Here is a 22,861-nt window from a genome sequence, read left to right as displayed (position 1 = left end):
TGTTTTATTGGTTCGACACAAAATTATATAGAAGAAAGGCTATTGTTTAGCGCAAATGATGACGATATTGATGCAAATACTAAATTGGGAAAACTTTAAGAATCTCAGCTACTAAGCTGAAATTCCTATATAGCACTTAATTTTAGTTTCTAAATTTCAACTAAAAAACTAACTTCGCTTGTCTATAGACAGAACATTGAAACATGCCACATATATTAAAAAATAACACTATTGAAATCCATATAGATTTACCACAAGAAGGCTATAATGGGTCTCGATTTGATTACTCAGGAAAAATAACCACCCTAAAATTTAAAAACATTTTACTCTCGGCTATAGAAAATCCTAAAAGCGCAAATGCAAATAGTCTAGGTCAAGGTTTTTATAATGAATTTGGTATTGATACTGCACTTGGGTTTAAAGATGCTAAAATTGGTGGTTGGTTTCATAAGATTGGTGTAGGCTTATTAAAAAAGACAGACGACACCTATAACTTTCTTCATAAACATGAAATAAAACCCGCTAAATTCACTGTAAAAACACATAACAACAAGATTACTATACACTGTAAACCTGAACCTATGCATGGTTACGCTTATCTTTTATCAAAGGAAATTGAATTGCAAAACGATGGTTTTACTATAAGTTACAGACTAGAAAATACTGGCAATAAACCCATTATTACAGATGAATATGTTCATAATTTTATGGCCATAAATAATGATACCATAAGTGATAATTACGAATTGAATTTTCCGTTTAACTTGAAACCAGAATTATTTGAAGAAACCGTAAATCCTGAAGACAAAGTAAATATTGGCAAAGATTATTTAAAGTTTAAAGACTTAATTGAGGAAGAATTCTTTTTCAGTAACCTTAGTGGTAGTGAGTATGAAAAAGCTGGATGGGAATTAAGCAACCACAAAAGCGACATTAAAATTAGTGAAACTGGAGACTTTAAAACGAATAAAGTAAATGTTTGGGGATTGCCACATGTTATTAGTCCGGAATTGTTCATTGCTATAAATATAAATCCTGGTAGGTTAAAACAATGGTCTAGACACTATAAAATAGTAGATACTACATTTTAAATTAACTTAACCTTAAAATAGATAAGCTAACACTAGAACCAGGCTTTAATATACCAGGACTTTAATTTAGAAGTTTATATTCCGAAGAACTATAACCTCAATTTATTTCTTCAATTTTGTGAAATAATCAAAGATTTCAGGAACATTACCACTTCCCATACCAGCATCTAATGCAGCTTGAAGGTTACCAGAAGTCGCTTTTGCGATGTCTGAAACTGAACCTAAATCGTCAATCATTTGTACAAAATATCCTAAATCTTTATTTGCATTAGCAATAGAGAACCCTAAATCACTAACATGATCTACAGCGTAGTTTTTAGTAAATTTCATAAATGGCGAATTTGATGGTCCTGCAGACATAATATCATACAATTGTTGTCCATCTACACCAGCTAATTCTGCAGCAGCAAATGCCTGAGACATTGCCACAACTGATGTCATTCCCATAAAGTTATTAATTAACTTTGTTGTATGACCAGCACCAAGCTTACCTAAGTAAAATACATTTTCGCCTTGCTCATCTAAAACAGGCTTTACCTTTTCAAAAGTATCTTTATTACCAGCTGCCATTATGTTAAGTAATCCATCTTTGGCGTGCGCAGGAGTACGTCCTAAAGGCGCATCAATCATACCAGCTCCTTTTTCAGCTAGTGCAGCACCAATTTTAATAGTAGAAGCCGGAATTGAAGTACCAAAATCAATTAGCACAGCGCCTTCTTTAATACCAGCTAAAACGCCATCTTCGCCATAAACAATTTTCTCTACAACAGCAGATGTTGTGAGACAAAACATAACAATATCACTATTTTCAGCCAATTCTTTTGGAGAACTTGCTTCAGTTGCATTACCACGAGCAACAACTTTTGCAACTTCGTCCTTATTAAGGTCCATTACAGTTAACTCATAGCCTCTTTTTTGTAGATTTTCAACCATATTTCCTCCCATGAGGCCAAGTCCTATAAATCCAATCTTTGGTTTTTCCATTTTTTAATTTAATTAGTTAAAACAAAGATATATATCTACGAGCGTTTATAAAAGAATTTAGCATAACTCTAACATGGTTTTTAATTGATTAAATTTTATTAAACCAAAAACATTCACTCCGTTTTTAACTTCAATTACTCTTGTAAGATAAATAAACAGATAAAAATGCTACTTTAGAATTGAATAACCTATTCTTCAAAATCCTGATTTCTAACAATTAAAACATAGAATTTATTGATAACGTCTTAATCTGTTTACATTGCAATCCATTGACTTTTATTTCAAAAGTCCTAACATCGTATAACAGCAGATATATGTCACTGAATCAGACATATATTTATTAAAGTTAATTGCTCCGCATCAAATATTATATTTTCTTTAAATAAGTCTTCAATAACTCCATGCAAAACTATACACATCAACGTTTACAAAGAATGAGGCGCTACAATAACTTCCCTTGAGGCACACCTTACTTCGCAATACGCAGTGGACATTGTACTGCATTTTCGAAATGAAACCAGATAATTACAAATTAATCATTATATCATTTAAAAAGCTATTGTAATTATTCAACTCAAAAGGAACATCTGCATTTTTTTCCATATCGTGAAAATGATGTGTTGCTAATAATTCCATTCCTGTAAAAGCATTCATTTTGTGAAACCCAAACATAGCACCTTCATCTACGCTTTTTTGATTAAAAAATTCATTTTCTAAAGTAAATGCGGTTTTAGGTGCATTCCAACTTGTGGTAAGTATATATTTTTTTCCGTGCATTAAACCTCCTGTTCCGTAGTTAATTTCTGGATTTTTTCTACTTCTTCCATCACTTGCATAAATTCCATTTTGATGACCTTCCGTAAAAACTTCATCTATATATTTTTTAAATCCAAAAGGGATTTGAAACCACCAAATTGGCGTATGATAAATCACTATATCTGCCCACTTAAATTTTTCTACTTCTTCTTTTGTATTATAACTGTCACCTACTTGTGTAGCCTTAACTTCAAATCCTTTTAAGGATTCAAAATATGAAATCGTATTAGTGAAAAGTGTTTCGTTAAATTTTCCTCCAGAATGTGCAAATGGATGACTTCCATTAATTATAAATATGTTTTTCATTTGTCTCTTATTTTATTTGAGGCAAAATTATAGCAATATTTATTATTGTAAAAATAATACAAATCATACCTTTGTATAAATATTTTAATAGCTATGGTAAATTTAGAATGGTACAGAACATTTAAAGAAATATATGAAAACGGAACTTTAACTAAAGCTTCTATTGCTTTATATGCTTCCCAACCCGGAGTTAGTGTACACTTAAATGCTTTAGAAGCTTATGTTGGCAAAAAACTATTTGAACGTACTTCTAGAAAAATGATTCCAACAGAGGATGGAAAATTTTTATACGAATATATTATTGAATCTTTAAAAAAACTTGAAATAGCAGAACAGCATTTTAAAAAAACAACTCAAGAAAAAAATCCATCCCTAAACATTGGAATGTGTTCAGAAATGTTTCAACTCATTATTGAACCCGAAATTTCCAAGCTAGACTTTGACCTAGTCGCTAGATTTGGAGCACATACAGATTTAATCAAAGACCTTAACAATGGCATTTTAGATTTAGTAATAACACCTAAAAAACAGAATGAAAAAAAATCATTGGTTGAGTATGTTCCGTTTTCAAAAGAAAGAATCGTTTTAATCGCAGGAAATAAAACGAATGTAACTAAAATAGAAAAACACATTAAATCAAAAAATTTAAGTAAGTTAGAATACGAACTACTTCAAAATGTTTGGTATAGTTCATCAAACGAAATGGAACATTTTAGACGTTTTTGGTTTGAGAATTTTAATAAGAAACCTGCTTTTAAACCCAACTACATTTTACCAAACATAACTTCTATTATAAGGTGTTTAAATAATGGAAACGGACTTGCATTAGTTCCAGATTTTTTATGCCAAGAACAAATTTTAAGAAACGAAATAAATTTAGTTTGGGAAGGAAAAGTAAAAACGGAAAACACCTTATATTTTGCATCAAGAACAGATTTGAAATACAAAAAAGAATTAGATACAATTAAGAATATATTTACATCAAAAATGAAATAAACGCAGTACAACAATGTGAATAATTCATTGCTATTTATAGCTTACTTACGAAAATCCTCAATGATTTTCTATTCGGTTTGTATTTACTATATTAGTTATTGAAAAACGCAACTAAACTTAAGCGAAACCATTAAAGAACAAACCATCTACTCATTCAATAACAAATCAACAAACCTTTCAAATTCTTCCTTAAACTCAAGATACTTTTCACCAGTTGCTGGTCCATTAAAACCTGTATGTATTTTTCTAACCTTTCCTTTTTTATCAATAAATATGGAGGTTGGATAAGATAAGACATGGTTGAGCATTGGTAATTTTTCTTGTGCTTTGGCTTTGTCTGAGGTTCCGTATTGTGCTAAAAGCACTGGATAATTAATATCTATTTTGCTTTGTAAACGGTCTATTCTACTAAAAGCCTCTTCTTTGGTTTTAGCATATTCAAAAGCTAATGCAACAAACTCTATGTCTTTAGCTTTATTATTTTTATAAAACTCAGCATAGTATTTGCTCTCATCTAAGCAATTTGGGCACCACGTTCCCATAATTTGCACCACGACTACCTTATCTTTAAATCTATCGTCTTTAATTGACATTAATTCATCTGACGTATTGGGAAACGTAAAATCTAAAGCATCATAACCTTTTTTTAAAAAAGTTAAATTGTCAGCGTTTGGCAATTCATAAGTTTCGTTTCGTTTTGCTACAAAAGGCTCTTTCCAGTGATTACCAGAATAGAATGTACCCTCCATAGTAAAATCTTTAACCTTTGCTGTAAAGAAAAATGCATGTGCGCCATCAAAAGTAGAAAGCTTCATGGTGTTTCCGTCCATTGCTCCTTCAAGATATCTGTAATCACCAGTTGTGGTTCTAAAAGTTCCGGTCACCTTTGCGCCTTCCTGTTTAAAAATACCTTTTGCAACATATTCGTCTTCAGCAATGCCTTTGCTAAAAACAGTTTCCCAGATACCTGTAACGTTTTGGGTAGATTCAGATTTTGTATTAAAACGAGTCGTATTATCAAACTCTGCAGAAAATGGCACTACTCTATCTAAACTGGCTTTTATAAAATTACCTGTAAGATTATTGTCTTTGAATTTTGCGGCTATATAACCTTCAAAAACTGGTAATTTAATGAATACTGAATCATTTCTATAGGTGATTTCATCAACATCTATAACTTCTTCGGCATTAAAAACTTTTAATTTGGTCGCAGATGTAACTTCAAAATTAAAAGGTAATATTTCATGGTCTTGTAATTCTAAAACAGCTCTGTAAGCACCTAACTTTAACTCTTGCACTTTTATGTTTTCAGCTTTTGTTTCATTTTTACAAGAAAAACAAACTAAAAGAATAAGGCAGGCAAATATTTGTCGCATATAGAAAAGAGTTTTAATTAAGTTCGAAATAACAACAAATACTTTACAAATAAAAAAAGGCACTAATAAATTAGTACCTTTTTTTTTAAAAAATTATCTTTTATTTTATTTTTCTAAGGCTTGCGTTTTACCTTTCACCTTCTCTTTAGCTGCACTTATTGAAGTCTTATATTTTGCTAATCGCTCTTCAGCTTTAGCTATAATTCCCTCCTTCTCTTTTATTTGTTCCGGAGATAACTTACCTTCCTTTTTAAGCTTAGCTAAACGCATTTTTGCTGCTGTAATTCTATCCTCAGAAGCCCTATATTTCTCTTCCTTTTTTTGAATAAAATCAGACCTACTTTTCAGCTTATTCTTAGCTTCAGTAGCCTTATTTTGTCCAAATTCACTTGCTTTTTCTGCATTTAAATTTTTCTTTACTTCTTCTTTACGAGCATGTATTTCCTCTTTTTTACCCTTCACATCCTTTTCTGCCTTTTCAGCTTTTTTGGACATTTTTTCTTTTGCTTGATTTTTCTCCGCTTTTAATTCATCCTTAGCATTCTTAGATTTCTTTTCAATCTTTTCTTTAGCTTCTTGAGATTTTCCTTGTGCATATATTGTTGTACTATTAAAAGCAACAAACAATACAATTACTAAAATATTAATTATTTTTTTCATAATTATTTTTCGTTAAATTATATATTATCTAATTCATTTAATGCGTCTTCTAATTTTTCTTCGCTTTGGTTAATAACCTCTTCGGCAGCATCTAAATCTACTTCAGTAGCATCAACAGCATTCACCGTTTCATCAATTACTTCTATTTGTTCTTCTGCTGTTTGAGCATCTTCTTTCTTGCTTTCTCTACAAGAAACTGTTAATAATATGCTTAAAACAATTAAGCCTTTAAAAAATGTTTTCATAAAATTTGGGTTTAAATATTAAACAATTGAACCTATGTATATAGAGACACTATTTTGTAATGTACGTCACAAAAAATGGAATTAAAAATAAATAAATCAAACTAACTGCTAACTTATTTTTTTTGCCATAAGTATTTTTATCTTTGTAGCTCGATTAAAATAAAATTATGAAGATTTCATACAACTGGCTTAAACAGTTTATAAAAACCGATTGGGACGCTGAAAAAACTGGCGATTTATTAACTGACTTAGGTTTAGAAATAGAAGGCATTGACACTTACGAATCCGTAAAAGGTGGCTTAAAAGGTATTGTTGTTGGCGAGGTTTTAACTTGCGTACAACACCCAAATGCAGACCGATTAAAAGTAACTACGGTAAATATTGGTGCAGATGCGCCTTTGCAAATTGTATGTGGTGCGCCTAATGTTGCTGCTGGGCAAAAAGTACCTGTGGCTACTATTGGCACAACACTTTATACGGCTGAAGGTGAAGCTTGGAAAATTAAAAAAGGTAAGATTAGAGGCGAAGAAAGCCACGGAATGATTTGTGCTGAAGATGAATTAGGTCTTGGTGAATCTCATGATGGTATTATGGTTTTAGACGCTGAACTTGAAGTTGGTATGTTGGCTTCAGATTTATTTAAAGTAGAAAACGATCAGGTTTTTGAAATTGGTTTAACGCCAAACCGAGCTGATGCCATGAGTCATTATGGTGTAGCAAGAGATTTAAAAGCTGGCTTATTACAAAAGGATGTTTCTTTAGAATTAATTACGCCTTCAGTAAGTTCTTACCACGTAGATGCTAGAGCATTAAAAATAGATGTTGATGTTAAGGACATTGAAAAAGCGCCTCGTTACTGTGGTGTTACACTATCTGGATTAAAAGTAGAAAGTTCTCCTGCTTGGTTACAACATCGCCTAAAATCTATTGGCTTAGCGCCTATTAATAATATTGTAGATGCTACTAATTATGTTTTGCATGAATTAGGGCAACCGCTACATGCCTTTGATGCTGACAAAATAACTGACAATAAAATTGAAGTAAGAACCTGTGAAGCTGGAACAAAATTCACCACTTTAGATGGTGTTGAGCGCGAATTGCACGAAGATGATTTAATGATTTGCGACGCTAAAAAACCTATGTGTATTGCTGGTGTCTTTGGCGGAATTGATTCTGGTGTTACAGATAACACTACTCGTATTTTCTTAGAAAGTGCTTATTTTAATCCTGTGAGTGTGCGTAAAACCGCAAAACGTCACGGCTTAAATACAGATGCTTCTTTTAGATTTGAAAGAGGTATAGACCCAAACCTAACTGAGTACGCATTAAAACGCGCTGCCTTATTAATCATTGATATTGCTGGTGGTGAAATTACAAGTGATATTGTTGATGCTTACCCAAAAAAAATTAAAGATTTTGAAGTAAGATTGAGTTTTGATAACGCCAAAAAATTAATTGGTGAAACAATCCCAGAAGAAACTATAAAAAGTATTCTGACATCACTAGAAATAAAAGTAAACAATGTAACCGAAGCTGGCTTAGGCTTAACAGTGCCAGCTTATAGAAATGATGTGCAACGTGAAGCCGATATTATTGAAGAAATCTTAAGAGTTTATGGCTACAATAATATTGCAACTACCACAAAGTTGAATGCATCTATTTCTAATTCGTCTAGATTTGAAGATTATAAACTTCAGAATATTATTGGTAACCAACTGGCTTCTCAAGGGTTCTATGAGATTATGGCTAATTCTTTAACATCACCAAAATATATTGAGTTAAGTGCTGATTTAAACGAAGAGCATAACGTAACAATGTTAAATCCGCTGAGTAATGATTTGGAAGTAATGCGTCAGTCGTTATTATTTTCTGGATTAGAAGCCGTAGCACATAATATTAACAGAAAACGTGATGATTTAAAATTATTTGAATTTGGAAAAACCTATCATCAATACGCTGAAGCTAGAGAAGAGCACAAGCATTTATCTGTTTTTGTAACCGGAAATAAAGCTGAAGAACGTTGGAATAGCACTGCGAGTCCAAGTGATTTCTTTTACTTAAAAGGAACTGTGGAAGCTGTTTTACAACGTTTAGGTTTAACAAAGCTTAAGTCTGCACCAATAAAATCTGATATTTTTAGTGAAGGCATTACTTTATCTGTTGGAAAGAAAAAATTGGCAGATTTTGGATTGGTTAAAAAATCAGTTTTAAAACATTTTGGCATAGCTCAGAATGTATTATTTGCCGATTTTAATTGGGATAACGTATTAGAGATGGCAAAACATAATAAAATTAAATTTAGTGCTATTTCTAAATATCCAGAAGTTAGAAGAGATTTCGCCTTACTATTAGATAACAAAGTAACTTTTGAAGAAATAGACACTATTGCCAAACAAACTGAAAGACAATTGCTTAAAAGTGTAAATCTTTTTGACGTTTATGAAGGAAAAAAACTACCAACTGGCAAAAAGAGTTATGCGGTTAGTTTTATTCTTCAAGACGAGAATAAAACACTAAACGATAAGCAGATAGATAAAATAATGTCTAAACTACAATCTAACTTTGAGACTAAGCTTGGCGCAGAGTTAAGATAGATTATTTGCATAAGCATTACTATATTGAAAACCTCAAATTTAATGATTTGAGGTTTTTGCTTTTAAACCTATTTATCTCAAAAATAGAACCTTCTATTTGTTTATTAACGTTTTTTTAAGAGATTAATACTTACATATTTGCTCTAATCATCTAGTTCATATATATTGCAGTACAATAACCTAACAAACGCTTAAAATGAAAAAAATCTTAATGCTGCTAATTGCAGCACCTCTATTATTTAACAATTGTGCCTCATTTTTAAATGGTAAAGTTCAAAAAAATGTAACTGTTGGTACAAAAAATGCAAAATCTGAAGTATTTGTAGATGATGTGAGTCAAGGAAAAGGACGATCAGTTAAATCTAAAATGCGAAGAGATGCTGACGTTAAACAAATAAAAATTGAAACAGAAGGTTACAAAGACCAATATATTATTCATTATCAAAACCAAAAGTCGCCATTATACATCATGTCTTGGGTACCTTTTGGTATTTTACTTTATCCTCCATTTTTAGATATTGGTGCTAAAAGTTTTAATTACAAAAAGAGTGTATCGGTTAGAGAAAAATTAATTCCTATTAAAGAAAAAGATGCAGAAGACAAATATCTTTTTGTATCTAATACAGCTTTTGATATTGATGAAGACGATTTAAAAATTAGAAAGATTAGACATCGTTCTTTAAAAAAGAACAAGAAAAATAAGTTTAAAGATGTAGACTCTAACTCAGAAAGTGTAAACTTTGATAACTCCATTTTTACAGATGCTCTAAATGAAATTTTAGTAAACTATAAATACACTGATACCACTAATACTATTTTTAAGAGTAAGACAAATTCAGCTTACTTAAGTGCTACTGTAAAGAAATTAGATTTACAACACGTATACCAAACTGCTGCTAGGAGTTATATGAGTTTTTTAAAATCTGAATTAGAGATTGAATGGGATTTTCAAGATGTCTACGGACAATCATTATATAAGAAAAAATACAAAACCTTATCTGGTGAGTTTTCTTACGACCATAATGGTGGAGAAACCGTAATATTATCTGTAAAAGATGCTATTTCTACATCTTTTTTAAAGTTTATATCTAACCCAAAAGTAAAAGAACTACTTAAAAAAGGTACAGATACAGAAGAGAAATTAGATGTTATATCCTTGCAAAAAGGCGCTTTAGTTTCTAGCTTAAGTGATGCTATTGAATCTTCAGTTACTGTTAAAGTTAGCGAAGGGCACGGAAGTGGACTTAAAGTTAGTAAAGATGGTTACATCATTACAAATTTTCATGTTGTAGCAAAATCACAAGATGATATCACTATAATCTTTAAGGACGGCACAGAAGCCAATGCAGAATTGGTTCGTCAAAATGAAAAGTTAGATTTAGCCTTATTAAAAGTAGATGCTACTTTTTCTAAACATTTTAACATTCCTAGTACTAAGAATTACTCTGTAGGTGATGATATTTTTGCTGTAGGTACTCCAAAAACAATAGAATTAGGTCAGACTTTAAGTAAAGGAATTATTTCTGGAGAAAGAACAAACACTGAAGTTCAATTAATTCAAACTGATGCTAGTGTAAATGGCGGAAACAGTGGTGGTCCATTAATTAATGGAGATGGGCAACTATTAGGTGTTGTAAATGCCAAATTATCTGGTTTTGGTGTAGAAGGGTTAGGTTTTGCAATACCTGCAGAATTAATTTTAGAAGGCCTATCTATTCAATTAAAATAAAAGACATTTTTATTGTTATGTACTAGCAATTTTACATTATCAATAAAAGTGCTTAAAATATATAAACCACATAAAGACAAAAGTTTTTATGTGGTTTTTTATTATCACATATCTAAATAAATATTATAGTTTATTTAATACTATTACACTTAAAAGTTCTTATTTTTAACACTCTAAAAATTAATAATTATGGCAAATATAACTTTAGGAGGAAATCCTATAGAAACAACAGGAAGCTTACCAGCAGTTGGCAGTAAAACTCCAGATTTTAAACTAACTGCAACAGATTTATCTACTAAATCTATGTCAGATTATAAAGGCAACAGATTAGTATTAAATATATTTCCGAGTATAGATACAGGAACTTGCGCACAATCGGTAAGAACATTTAACGAAAAAGCGAGTGAATTAGCAGACACAAAAGTGTTATGCATTTCTAAAGATTTACCGTTTGCGTTAGCACGTTTTTGTGGTGCAGAAGGTTTAGATAATGTAGAAAGCCTATCTGACTTTAAAACAGGTGATTTTGGTAAAGATTACGGCTTAACGTTTAAAACTGGCCCATTAGAAACATTATTATCTAGATGTATCGTTGTGGTTGATAAAGACGGAACTATTCTTCATACAGAACAAGTTTCTGAAATTAAAGACGAGCCAAATTATGAAGCTGCATTAAAAAGCTTAAGCTAATTTATTGGATGCCGAAAAAAGAATCCTTCTTAATTAATAGAATAAAAAGTATCGGTTTTGCTTTTAAAGGCATGCTTATTCTAATAAGAACAGAAGCCAGTATAAAGGTGCAATTGTTTATAGCCATTGTAGTTACTTTTGCTGGCTTCTATTTTGATATTTCTAAAAGTGAATGGATGGCTCAACTTATTATGATTAGTATTGTAATGAGTATGGAAGGCATGAATACTGCAGTAGAATATATTGCAGATTTTATTCATCCAGAATACCACAAAAAAATAGGATTAATAAAGGATGTTGCAGCTGGTGCTGTTTTTATCGCTTCAATTATAGCGGTTATAATTGCTGGCATTATTTATTTTCCTAAAATTCTATAAATACCAAAACGCCTTAAATAACGTTTCATATTTGTATTTTTGTGCTATTCAAATTTGTCAACACTTTTAGAGTTATAATGAAATCATTACTTGCTACATTTTTTATGGTCTTCTTTGTATGTAGCTGCCATACAAATTCTAATAATATAGCTGTTAAGGAAGATTTTAAAATAAAAAAAGACACATTAGATTCTATTAGTAAACCCAAGTTAAACATTTCTAAAGCACTTGTTTTGGGTAAGTTTGATTACAAAACAGATTCAACTTTTATAAAAGTAAGTGCAGAGCATTCCGTAAAAACAATATATCTTAATAAGGATGTTTACACAGCATTTTTAGAAATGTGTAAAGCAGCTAAAAAGGACAACATTAATTTAACTATATTATCCGGAACCCGTAATTTTAAAGAACAAAAAGCCATTTGGGAACGTAAATGGCAAAAATACAATAACCTGAAACCTAAAGACAGAGCAATAAAAATTTTAGAATATAGTTCTATGCCAAGTTCTTCTCGTCATCATTGGGGAACAGATTTAGACCTAAATAATTTAACTAATTCGTATTTTAGCAGCGGAAATGGAAAAGCCGAATATAATTGGCTCAATGAAAATGCTAATGAATATGGATTTTACCAAGTCTATACAGATAAAGATAGTGGCAGAACAGGTTACAATCTAGAAAAATGGCATTGGTCCTATTTACCTTTAGCAAGTGCTTATTTAGAATTCTATAATGTAAATATCACAGATAAAGATATTAATGGATTTAAGGGTGAAGCAATGGCAAAAGAATTAAATATTATAGAAAACTATGTTAATGGTATTTCTATAAAAGCAAAAAATTATAAATAAAATTTAGATTTTCGTTTTCTCGGAAAATAAATATGGCAAAAAAAACAACAAAAAAGAAAACCACTACAAAGGCTCAACCTAAAGCAAAACCAACAGCTAAAGTAAAGAAGCCTTCGTTTAAGCTAACTAGCCAACATAAACTCATTTTTGGCAGTTTACTTATAATTATTGGTCTTCTTCTTTTTATATCATTTTTATCTTTTGTTTTTACAGGAAAAGAAGATCAAAGTGTTTTACATAATTTCCCAGAACGCTCAACAGAGTACAAAAATTGGGCAAGTCAATTAGGTGCTTGGGTAAGTGATTTTTTTATTACAAAAGGATTTGGTTTACCGTCTTTTATCTTTTCTGGTTTAATATTCCTTTCTGGTGTATACGTAACTCTAAATTTAAACAAAGCAAAACTCAGAAAACATTGGATTTGGGGAACATTAATTGTAATCTGGTTATCTATTCTATTTGGCTTTTTTACGCATAAATTCGATTTACTCGGTGGAACCATTGGTTTTGAAATGAATACATTTTTTCAAGATTATATTGGTAAAATTGGCACAGTCCTCCTTCTAGTTTTTGGCCTTATCGCCTATTTAGCTATAAGATTTAAAGTAACAGGAGAAAGTATCCTTAATACATTTAAAAGAGCTAAAACCTCTATTAAAGAAGATTTAAAATCCGAAGAAAAGGAAAAAGAACCTACAATAATTTTTGATAATAATTTAACCGAAGAAGCTGAAGCTATTAAATCTGCTTTTGAGATTCCGTTAGAAAAAACAGAACCAACGATAACCAAACATTCTGCGCCTACCACTAAAACCGAAGTAAAAGCAGAAAATCTAACCATGGAGGTTACCGAAAAACCAAAAGAAGAAACCGTAGATGTACCCGAATTAAAAGTTGAAGTTGAAGCTATTGAAGAAGAAAAATCTGAAGCAGATAACCTCTCAGATAAATTAGTGGAAGACTTTGGTCAGTTTGATCCTACTTTAGAATTAAGTAAATATCAATTTCCACCTTTAGATTTATTGAAAAAATATGATAATGAAGGTATTTCAATAGACCAAGAAGAATTAGAAGAAAACAAAAATCGTATTGTAGAAACTCTGAACAATTACAAAATAGGAATTTCTAGTATTAAAGCAACCATTGGTCCTACGGTTACATTATATGAAATTGTTCCAGAAGCTGGCATACGTATTTCTAAAATTAAAAATCTGGAGGATGACATTGCATTATCACTTGCGGCATTAGGTATTAGAATCATTGCTCCTATTCCTGGAAAAGGCACTATTGGTATTGAAGTACCTAATAAGAACTCTACCATTGTATCAATGCGTTCTGTTATTGCTTCTCAAAAATTCCAAAAATCCGAAATGCAATTGCCTATTGCCTTTGGAAAAACTATTAGTAATGAAACTTTTGTTGTGGATTTAGCCAAAATGCCTCACTTATTAATGGCTGGAGCAACAGGACAAGGTAAATCAGTAGGTTTAAATGCTGTCTTAACATCTTTATTATATAAAAAGCATCCTGCAGAAGTAAAATTTGTATTAGTAGATCCTAAAAAAGTAGAATTAACACTATTTAATAAAATAGAACGTCATTATTTAGCAAAACTTCCAGACAGTGAAGAAGCTATTATTACAGATAATACAAAGGTTATAAACACCTTAAACTCCCTTTGTATTGAAATGGATAATCGCTATGAAATGCTAAAAAATGCCTTTTGTAGAAATATAGCCGAATACAACGCTAAGTTTAAAGCTCGAAAATTAAATCCAAACGATGGCCATGCATTTTTACCATATATAGTTTTAGTAGTAGATGAATTTGCAGATTTAATAATGACAGCTGGTAAAGAAGTAGAAACTCCAATTGCGCGTTTAGCTCAGTTGGCTCGTGCTATTGGTATTCATTTAATAATTGCCACACAACGTCCTTCCGTAAACGTAATTACAGGTATTATTAAGGCCAATTTCCCAGCACGTATCGCCTTTAGAGTAACTAGTAAAATAGATTCGCGTACTATTTTAGATGGTTCTGGAGCAGACCAACTTATTGGCCGTGGAGATATGCTTTACACACAAGGTAATGAATTAATAAGACTTCAATGTGCCTTTGTAGATACACCAGAGGTAGAAAAAATAACCGAATTCATTGGTGCACAAAAGGCATATCCTGATGCACATTTATTACCAGAATATGTTGGTGAAGAAGGTGGCACAAATCTTGATATAGATATATCAGATAGAGATAAATTATTTAGAGAAGCAGCAGAACTTATTGTTACAGCACAGCAAGGTTCAGCTTCTTTATTACAAAGAAAATTAAAATTAGGCTACAATAGAGCTGGTAGAATTATTGACCAATTAGAGGCTGCAGGAATTGTAGGTAATTTTGAGGGCAGTAAAGCAAGACAAGTTTTGGTACCAGATTTAGTAGCTTTAGACCAATTATTAGAAAACGAAAACAATCAATAAGATTATTTATACTTAAAGAAAGATGAAAAAATTATTTGTAATTGCATTTTTAACATTAGGATTTACAGCATTTGCGCAAAGTGATACTAAAGCAGAAACTTTACTTAACGAAGTGAGTTCTAAAATTAAAGCTTATAAAAACATTAGCTTAGATTTTAAATACGAACTAAACAATACAAGTGAAAACATTAGCCAAGAAACTCGCGGAGACGTTGTTATGCAAGGTGATAAATATAAACTCAACATATTAGGTATTACACGTATCTATGACGGTAAAACCTTATACACCATAAGCCCTGAAGATGAAGAAGTAACTATTTCTACAGACAATTCAGAAGACGAAAGTACCATAACACCAAGTAAAATGTTATCGTTTTACGAGGATGGCTATATCTTTAAGATGGACATTGTTCAAACGGTAAAAGGAAGAAAAATACAATATGTAAAACTTAGTCCTATCGATACAAATTCTGAGATAAAACATGTATTACTAGGCATTGACGCTACAACAAAGCACATTTATAACTTAATCGAAGTAGGTAAAAACGGAACTAAAACAACATTAACTGTTAATTCTTTTAAAACCGACCAACCTATTTCAAAAACCTTATTTACATTTGACGAAAGTAAATACAGCGATTATTACATCAATAAATTAGATTAAGTTCAAAATCATTTCTTTGTGAAAATATTAGATAGGTACATACTTATCACATTCTTAAGGACGTTTTTTAGCGTCTTTATTATATTCATGTTCATCTTTATTTTGCAAGGTGTTTGGCTCTATATTGCCGAACTTGCAGGTAAAGATTTAGATGTTATGGTAACGGCAAAATTTATTTTGTACTACATGCCAAAATTAATTCCGTTAGTTGTACCATTAACCATATTACTATCCTCAATAATGGTTTTTGGCAATTTTGCAGAAAACTATGAGTTTGCAGCCATGAAATCTACTGGTATCTCTCTACAACGTGCCATGAGGAGTTTAAGCGTTTTTATTGTAGGCTTAGGTATTGCTTCGTTTTTTTTTGCTAATAATGTTATTCCTTGGGGAGAATATAATTTTTATAATTTAAGAAGAAATATTGCAAAAGTTAAACCTGCTTTAGCTATTGCCGAAGGACAATTTAACGAGATAGGTAACATTAACATTAAGGTTGATAGTAAATCTGGCGATAGAGGTCAATTTTTAGATGGTGTTATTATTCATAAAAAAAGTGATAAAAGAAAATCTGGGAATTTCATTGTTATAAAAGCAGAAAAAGGCGAGCTAAAAAGTAGTCCTGATTCTAATATTTTGCAACTAGAGTTAATTAACGGAAATTATTACGAGGAAATTCTATCTAACAGCCGATCTATCAATGCAGACAAACCGCATGTAAGGAGTTATTTTGACAACTACGTCATTAACGTAGATCTTGAGAATTTAAACAACGAAGATTTAGACGAAAAAAAACACTCTGATCGATATAACATGTTAGATGTTGGTCAATTAAGATATACAATTGATAGTTTAAACGGAAAAAAGAAAGATAGTTACTTTGCCCTGTCTAATACTTTATATAATAGAAGTTCTTATGCCGCTTTAAATTTAAATATTGATACAACTAAAACAGATTCCGTATACAAAGACAAAAGCATTCTAAAGCTTTTTAATAATACCCAAAAAGTTCAGATTTTAAACTTAGCCATTAATTCAGCTAATAGTACAAGGCAGATTATTGATTCTAACAAAAAAACATTTGAAGTAAAACAAATTATTATAAATAAACATGTCATTTCTCTACATGATAAATTTGTACTCGCTTTTGCTTGTGTAATTCTATTTTTTGTAGGTGCTCCTTTAGGTGCATTAATCCGTAAAGGTGGACTTGGATTACCAATGGTAATAGCAATTGTACTCTTTTTAACCTATCACTTTTTTGGAATATTTGCCAAAAATAGTGCAGAAAAAGGAAGTTTTAATCCTATAATTGGCTCTTGGCTTTCTACTGCAATTATGTTACCCTTAAGTATCTATTTAACAAGAAGAGCTACAAATGACAAAGGCGTTTTTCAGTTTGATGCCATTACTGTACCTATCAAAAGACTTTTTACCTCAAAAAACAAAGTGCAACTATCTGAAAGTGATACCAAAACATTTAATTTCTATAAAAAATATTCTATTGAAGAATTAGTAGGAATTATAAAAAAACAAGATGACTTTGATATAGATAAAAAACCAAAAGAAATTGCGCTTCATAGTTTATTAGAAAGAAAAATTCCACTTGAAGGCTTAAGGTCAGAAGGATTAGTTATACCTGAGAACCTAATAAAAGCACGAGTATTATTAAAAGATTACAAAGATTATTCTAAAACAAGCTTAATCAGTTTTTGTATTGGTTTAGTTTTATTATTGTTATTTTTTGTTTTTAGAAACAATAAGCTTCCAGAATTAGCAGAATCCTCAATTACATTAAGTATCATAAGCTTTATATTTTTTGGAATTTATGTAATTGTAGATGCTTTTGTATATTCAAAATTTTACAAAACTATTGCCTTAGAAGCTAAGCGTCTTAACCCAATAATTCATATTATTACACTTCCACTTTATCCGTTAAAATATCTTGTGTTACGTAATAAGATTTCTCAAGACTTTTATTTAAGCTGTCTTCAAAATATAAAATAAGCTTACCTTTGGTATATTAAATCCATACGCATTATGACCACTAATTCTATAAATACAAAAACTAGTCTCAATACTATTGAAGAAGCAATTGAAGATATAAAAAAAGGTAAAGTTATTATTGTTGTAGATGATGAAAACCGTGAAAATGAAGGTGATTTTTTAGCCGCAGCTGAGAAGGTGACGCCTCAGATGATAAATTTTATGGCAACTCATGGTCGTGGATTAATATGTGCTCCTCTTACAGAAAATAGATGTGAAGACTTAGAGCTTAACATGATGGTAAGAAATAATACAGACCCAATGGAAACGGCTTTTACCATTTCCGTGGATTTGCGTGGTAATGGTGTGAGCACCGGAATTTCAGCGAGCGATAGAGCAAAAACCGTACAAGCATTAGTTAACAAAGAAACAAAACCTTTTGAATTGGCTAGACCTGGTCATATTTTTCCATTAGTTGCAAAAGAAGGAGGTGTTTTAAGACGAACTGGCCATACAGAGGCTGCAATAGATTTTGCACGTTTAGCTGGTTTTGAGCCTGCTGGTGTTATTGTGGAGATTATGAACGAAGATGGCACAATGGCGCGTTTACCACAACTTTTAAAAGTTGCTAAGAAATTCGACTTAAAAATTGTTTCTATAGAAGATTTGGTAGCCTACAGAATGGAATACGATTCTTTAATTGAAAAGAAAGAGGACTTTAACATCGAAACTCGATTTGGTAAATTTAGATTAAGAGCCTATCAGCAAACTACCAATGATCAAGTGCATATTGCCTTAACAAAAGGTAATTGGAAATCTGATGAACCTATATTAACACGTGTAAATTCTTCTCTAGTTAATAATGATATACTTGGTACATTAACCAATAATGCAGACCAAAAATTAGATGACATGTTTAATGTTATTAATTCTGAAGGAAAAGGAGCTATTATTTTTATAAATCAACAACCAGAATCGGTTAATTTATTAACACGTCTATCAATTTTAAAAGAAAACCAAGTTGAAGGAAAATTAATAAAAGCCCCTAGTTTAGGGATGGATACTAAAGATTTTGGGATTGGTGCACAGATTTTACACGATTTAAAAATTAGCAAACTAAAGTTAATTTCCAATAGTCTTCAAACGAAACGAGTTGGGATGATTGGTTATGGTTTAGAGATTGTTGAGTATGTTGAATACTAAACAAAAATAGTCGCGTTTAAGCGACTATTTTTTAATTTATATGTGGTAAAACTCGATTAAGAGATTTATTTGAAACCTATATACTCTACTTCAGCATCTAAAATATTCTTAACATATGCTTTATACGATTTGTAATCTTGAGGCATTACATCATCGTATGGTGTTGTAGCATTAATAACAATGTTAAGTTTATTAGGTTTAGGGTTTTCATAAGTAATGGAATACTTATGATTTTTAAACTCAAAGCTTTTGCTTTCTGGTATTTCTACAAAACTCTGCCCTTCTTCTATTTCTATAGTATATTCTGTATAATAATCGTCTACAGTTTCATATTGAATATAATTTATAGGATATTTTCTATCCTCTAACTGAATAATAGAATTTTCATAAGGGTGCGAAATAATTGGTAATTGTAGAATTTTAATTGAACCAATACTACTCATTTTTTTATTTAGTGTAATATCAGCTTTATAAGAAATCGCTGCAATGTCATTATTTTGCTCATATTCTGACACCGAATTTAAAGTAAAATCATCTATTAGTTTAGACTTAAAATCTTCCGTCATTGATTTTTTAACAACATCTTCATTTGGCTCGCTAAATACTTCTTTATAATAAGAAGTATTATGTCCTATTACTTCAGATGCTATGTTCAAATTCATGCTGTCTTCAGAAATATTAATCTGAATTTTATTATTCACTTGAGATTTAATTCGGTTTACCTTATCTAAATGAATTAAATCAAAAGTCTCCTTCGTTTTTTCAGCATCAAACGGAATCTCTAATGCTGTTGCACCTCTTAAACTTGTTGGCAATGCTTTGTATGGTAAATACTTGTTTGTTAATTCTAAAAATTGAGGATTACCATCAATCATTACTTTTACAATACAATGGTTAAAATCTGTACTTGGTAAAACCAGGTTATTTCTTCCGTAATCAGATGTTAACACCAATACTAAGTTAGAGTTTAAATCAGCCATTTTAGCTAGTGTTACAAATAAAGTTGAAAAATCTTTACAATCACCTAAACTTGTATTAATAGTTTTAGCTGGTTTTTGAGGGATAAATCCACTTTGTTTAAAACTCACATAACTGTAGTTAAAATTAGATGTGATATAATTATAAATAATTTTAGCTCGCTGATCTTCAGTTAAATCTTTATGTCCATTTGGAAAAAGCTTATTAAACTCACTTTCTACCTTAGAATTAATTTCAATTCTTGTTCTTACTAAATCAGAATACCAAACGGCAATATCATTCCAGCTTTCTATAGTACTAAAGTGAAGATGTCCTAAATGATCTACCGAATTAGGCATATAATCTTCAGCATATTCCATGGTTTTAGCATTTTCTAATTCCCATTGATATAATATGTGATCCTTCTTTTTTGTAATTTTTGGTTCTATAGAACCATTGATATACTTATAATTTAAATGACTAGATTTTGGAACCAAAATATCCATTGATGTAAAAACCATAGGATGAAAAGAATCGAATTGCATGCTGTCTGATATATCTTTATAGAAACGACCCGTTGTTGTAGCCACACCTTCATAATCTATATAAACAACATCTCCAATACTTATGTCATTAAAAACTAAATTAGAGCCGCTACGTGCTGCAGGAACGATACTTCCATCTGGTTTTACTAACTCTGATTTTAAAAACTTATAAGAACCACCCAAACCAAGGTTATACTCTTTAAATGATTCTATTCCGTTATTAGATGTTACTTCATAGATGTAAACATATCTATATTTAAAACCTCCTTCTTCAAAAATTTCAATATTACCTTCGTCTAATAAAATATTAAAACCATAATTATTAGTTGTTATTTTATTTCTGTGCTCTGTGATGTAACCGTAAGCTTCTTCTAAAACGAGTTCATTAATTAAATTAGATTTTTTTGAAACATCATTAATCTTTTTTCTTAACCCAGTATCACCACTATTATGCGCTAGTGCTTTTTCATAATATTCTAAAGCCTCCTTATCTTCACCTAATTGCTTTAAAATATCACCTCTCAGTTCCATAGTTGTAAAACTGTAAGGATAATTTTGAAGCATTTCTTCTGTATAAGGTAATGCTTTGTCAAACATTTGATATTCTACATATCGATTAACAATGCGTTTTAAATAAGAATTATCATTTTTTAATTCATTGTAGTGTTTATCAATTAAATTTAAGACTTTATCTTTTTCGTTTTTCTTATCATAATAATTGATTAATTTGTTTTCTGCACTTAGACTAAAGTTGTTAGTTGAAATTTCTTCTAATACAGCTATAGATCTATCTTGATCTTGAAATATTTGATCAAATAATGGTGCGTATCTCAATTTTAGATTAGTATTGTTGTAGTCTATTGCTAAAGTGTTTAAATGTTCTAGCGTTGCTTTTATACCTGCTAAATCTTCTTTTCTTGCATGATATAAGAAATCTGCAGCACCTTTAATCATTTCAGAATCAAAAGCATTCTTCAACTTTTCTATATACTCTTCAAACTCATCCATTGAAAGTCTAGAAAGTTCACTGTATTCATTTAGTTTATTAATTATTGGTAAATAATAATCTGGATCGTCCCGCTCAATGTTCTCACTTAATTCATTAGAAGACGTATAATCTTTTTCTAAATTATAAGTAGTCATTAATGCACTTCTCAATAAAGAACTTTTAGGGTACTTTTTATAAAATGGCATTAAAACATCTCTCGCTTCGTTATATTTTGAATTTCTAATAAATGTATTATAAAGCGCATAAGAATAAAGAAAATTATCGGGTTGGGAAGCTATTTTAGTTTCAAAATAATTCTCAAAATCATTTTTCTTTTCAATAGGGTTTAATGCAGAAAGTGTTGATTTATTATAACTTGTTGGCTTATTTGAAGTAGCTATATTTGTTAATGGTTTTTTATTCTCGTCGAAAACAGCAACCATAAAATAAGAGTTAGTATTACTCTCTGCAGACTTTATTAATAAACGATTATTACCTTTTGGTAAATTAACTAAGACTTCATACCCATTAAGATCCGTAGAAACATCTTTATCATATTTATAAATTTCAATATCATTTAAAAAGATTTTAAAAGCAGAACCACAACCAACTCGTAAAATAACACGTTGATCAATATCTGAATTTAAAAAGGTTTGTGCATAATTTACACTAGAACCATATTCATTATGGTTTGAAAAAAACTGATAAGCTTCCTTAGGATTCTTGCCATTATACCATCTAATAATTCCATTACTTTTTGCATCAAAATCTACATCACTCGCAGAAGTTATTTCAGGTTCATAGAATTTATCTAATCCACTTTTATTCATGTTTTCAAAACTGCCACAATACTGCATTTATTTCTTCATTAAGTGTAGTATAGGCTTCCCAGTTATTGTTATGTCTATTTCTGATAGCATCAATATAAGTAATAGCGTCTTTTAAATCAATATTGCTTAAGTTTAGTGCTTTTATTTTGTCTAAGGTTTCAAAGGTATTACTGTTAAAACCTTCATCTATATAATCATCAAAAAGAAAAGACCTATCCCAAAATGCAAAGAGATAATATTCAAAATCATCTTTCGTTAAGAATGCTTTTAAAAAGTCGTCATTTCGTTTAATTTTACCCGACTCATTTCTAAGAAGTTCATTTATAATAAGCCATTCTAAATCAGAACTCTTATTTTTATTTAAAAACTTACCAGCTTCAACTCTATCATTTGCCAATAAGTGATCCCAAAATTTAGTATAGTCTTTGTTTTGTGCGATACAGTTGAAAGAGAATAGCGAAACAACTGCAATTAGTAATAAGGTTTTATGCATAAA

General features: G+C 30.5%; 18 protein-coding genes. 11 read left to right on the top strand and 7 right to left on the bottom strand.

What is annotated here, in order from left to right; genetic code table 11:
* The first annotated feature begins 203 nt into the window (after positions 1–203).
* On the top strand, positions 204–1,091 hold the full coding sequence (locus HNV10_RS13215; protein WP_173301857.1) for a hypothetical protein: 888 nt from the start codon (positions 204–206) through the stop codon (positions 1,089–1,091).
* Positions 1,092–1,193: 102 nt separating this feature from the next.
* On the opposite strand, the gene HNV10_RS13210 is transcribed toward HNV10_RS13215, so the two are convergent.
* Together HNV10_RS13210 and HNV10_RS13205 are read right to left on the bottom strand one after the other, a co-directional pair.
* A complete protein-coding gene (locus HNV10_RS13210; protein WP_173301856.1) occupies positions 1,194–2,075 on the bottom strand; it encodes an NAD(P)-dependent oxidoreductase in 882 nt (293 codons plus the stop codon).
* A 525-nt stretch (positions 2,076–2,600) separates the two neighbouring features.
* Complete coding sequence (locus HNV10_RS13205) at positions 2,601–3,197, bottom strand: NAD(P)H-dependent oxidoreductase (RefSeq protein WP_173301855.1); 597 nt, start codon at positions 3,195–3,197, stop codon at positions 2,601–2,603.
* A 93-nt stretch (positions 3,198–3,290) separates the two neighbouring features.
* On the opposite strand from HNV10_RS13205, the gene HNV10_RS13200 reads away from it, so the two are divergent.
* Complete coding sequence (locus tag HNV10_RS13200; protein WP_173301854.1) at positions 3,291–4,193, top strand: LysR family transcriptional regulator; 903 nt, start codon at positions 3,291–3,293, stop codon at positions 4,191–4,193.
* Between the two features lie 146 nt (positions 4,194–4,339).
* Here the strand turns inward: HNV10_RS13200 and HNV10_RS13195 are convergent, their stop codons facing one another.
* The 3 genes from HNV10_RS13195 to HNV10_RS13185 all read right to left on the bottom strand — a co-directional run bounded on the left by HNV10_RS13195 (position 4,340) and on the right by HNV10_RS13185 (position 6,474).
* On the bottom strand, positions 4,340–5,569 hold the full coding sequence (locus tag HNV10_RS13195) for a peroxiredoxin family protein (RefSeq protein ID WP_173301853.1): 1,230 nt from the start codon (positions 5,567–5,569) through the stop codon (positions 4,340–4,342).
* 105 nt (positions 5,570–5,674) lie between these two features.
* Positions 5,675–6,229, bottom strand: a complete 555-nt coding sequence (locus tag HNV10_RS13190; protein WP_173301852.1) for a hypothetical protein — start codon at positions 6,227–6,229, stop codon at positions 5,675–5,677.
* 17 nt (positions 6,230–6,246) lie between these two features.
* Positions 6,247–6,474 carry a hypothetical protein gene (locus HNV10_RS13185; RefSeq protein WP_173301851.1) on the bottom strand — a complete coding sequence of 76 codons (228 nt, stop codon included), beginning with the start codon at positions 6,472–6,474 and terminating at the stop codon, positions 6,247–6,249.
* A gap of 167 nt (positions 6,475–6,641) precedes the next feature.
* Between HNV10_RS13185 and pheT the strand changes: the two genes are divergently transcribed.
* The 9 genes from pheT (at position 6,642) to ribB (ending at position 19,045) form a co-directional block, all read left to right on the top strand.
* Positions 6,642–9,068 carry a phenylalanine--tRNA ligase subunit beta gene (pheT, locus tag HNV10_RS13180; RefSeq protein WP_173301850.1) on the top strand — a complete coding sequence of 809 codons (2,427 nt, stop codon included), beginning with the start codon at positions 6,642–6,644 and terminating at the stop codon, positions 9,066–9,068.
* Between the two features lie 196 nt (positions 9,069–9,264).
* The gene (locus HNV10_RS13175) at positions 9,265–10,797 is read left to right on the top strand and encodes a S1C family serine protease (protein WP_173301849.1); all 1,533 of its coding nucleotides are present in this window, start codon (positions 9,265–9,267) and stop codon (positions 10,795–10,797) included.
* A 189-nt stretch (positions 10,798–10,986) separates the two neighbouring features.
* Positions 10,987–11,487, top strand: coding sequence for a thiol peroxidase (gene tpx, locus HNV10_RS13170; RefSeq protein WP_173301848.1), 501 nt, complete (start codon positions 10,987–10,989; stop codon positions 11,485–11,487).
* An 8-nt stretch (positions 11,488–11,495) separates the two neighbouring features.
* The gene (locus tag HNV10_RS13165; RefSeq protein WP_173301847.1) at positions 11,496–11,864 is read left to right on the top strand and encodes a diacylglycerol kinase family protein; all 369 of its coding nucleotides are present in this window, start codon (positions 11,496–11,498) and stop codon (positions 11,862–11,864) included.
* Between the two features lie 77 nt (positions 11,865–11,941).
* The gene (locus HNV10_RS13160) at positions 11,942–12,715 is read left to right on the top strand and encodes a M15 family metallopeptidase (protein WP_173301846.1); all 774 of its coding nucleotides are present in this window, start codon (positions 11,942–11,944) and stop codon (positions 12,713–12,715) included.
* Positions 12,716–12,747: 32 nt separating this feature from the next.
* On the top strand, positions 12,748–15,192 hold the full coding sequence (locus HNV10_RS13155; RefSeq protein ID WP_173301845.1) for an FtsK/SpoIIIE family DNA translocase: 2,445 nt from the start codon (positions 12,748–12,750) through the stop codon (positions 15,190–15,192).
* Positions 15,193–15,214: 22 nt separating this feature from the next.
* Positions 15,215–15,856: a LolA family protein gene (locus HNV10_RS13150; RefSeq protein ID WP_173301844.1), complete on the top strand. Its 642-nt coding sequence runs from the start codon at positions 15,215–15,217 to the stop codon at positions 15,854–15,856.
* Positions 15,857–15,874: 18 nt separating this feature from the next.
* Entirely contained in the window at positions 15,875–17,863 is a 1,989-nt protein-coding gene (locus HNV10_RS13145) for an LptF/LptG family permease (protein WP_173301843.1), read from the top strand.
* Between the two features lie 33 nt (positions 17,864–17,896).
* A complete protein-coding gene (ribB, locus tag HNV10_RS13140) occupies positions 17,897–19,045 on the top strand; it encodes a 3,4-dihydroxy-2-butanone-4-phosphate synthase (protein ID WP_173301842.1) in 1,149 nt (382 codons plus the stop codon).
* A gap of 65 nt (positions 19,046–19,110) precedes the next feature.
* On the opposite strand, the gene HNV10_RS13135 is transcribed toward ribB, so the two are convergent.
* Together HNV10_RS13135 and HNV10_RS13130 are read right to left on the bottom strand one after the other, a co-directional pair.
* Positions 19,111–22,392, bottom strand: a complete 3,282-nt coding sequence (locus HNV10_RS13135; RefSeq protein ID WP_173301841.1) for a transglutaminase domain-containing protein — start codon at positions 22,390–22,392, stop codon at positions 19,111–19,113.
* The gene (locus tag HNV10_RS13130; protein ID WP_173301840.1) at positions 22,370–22,858 is read right to left on the bottom strand and encodes a hypothetical protein; all 489 of its coding nucleotides are present in this window, start codon (positions 22,856–22,858) and stop codon (positions 22,370–22,372) included. The genes HNV10_RS13135 and HNV10_RS13130 overlap by 23 nt, the downstream gene beginning before the upstream one ends.
* Positions 22,859–22,861: the final 3 nt, after the last annotated feature.

The sequence above is a fragment of the Winogradskyella litoriviva genome, from assembly GCF_013249065.1.
In the GTDB taxonomy this organism is placed as follows: Bacteria; Bacteroidota; Bacteroidia; order Flavobacteriales; family Flavobacteriaceae; genus Winogradskyella; species Winogradskyella litoriviva.
Note: the sequence above shows the minus strand (reverse complement) of the source record. Positions and strands in the feature narration are given on the sequence as shown.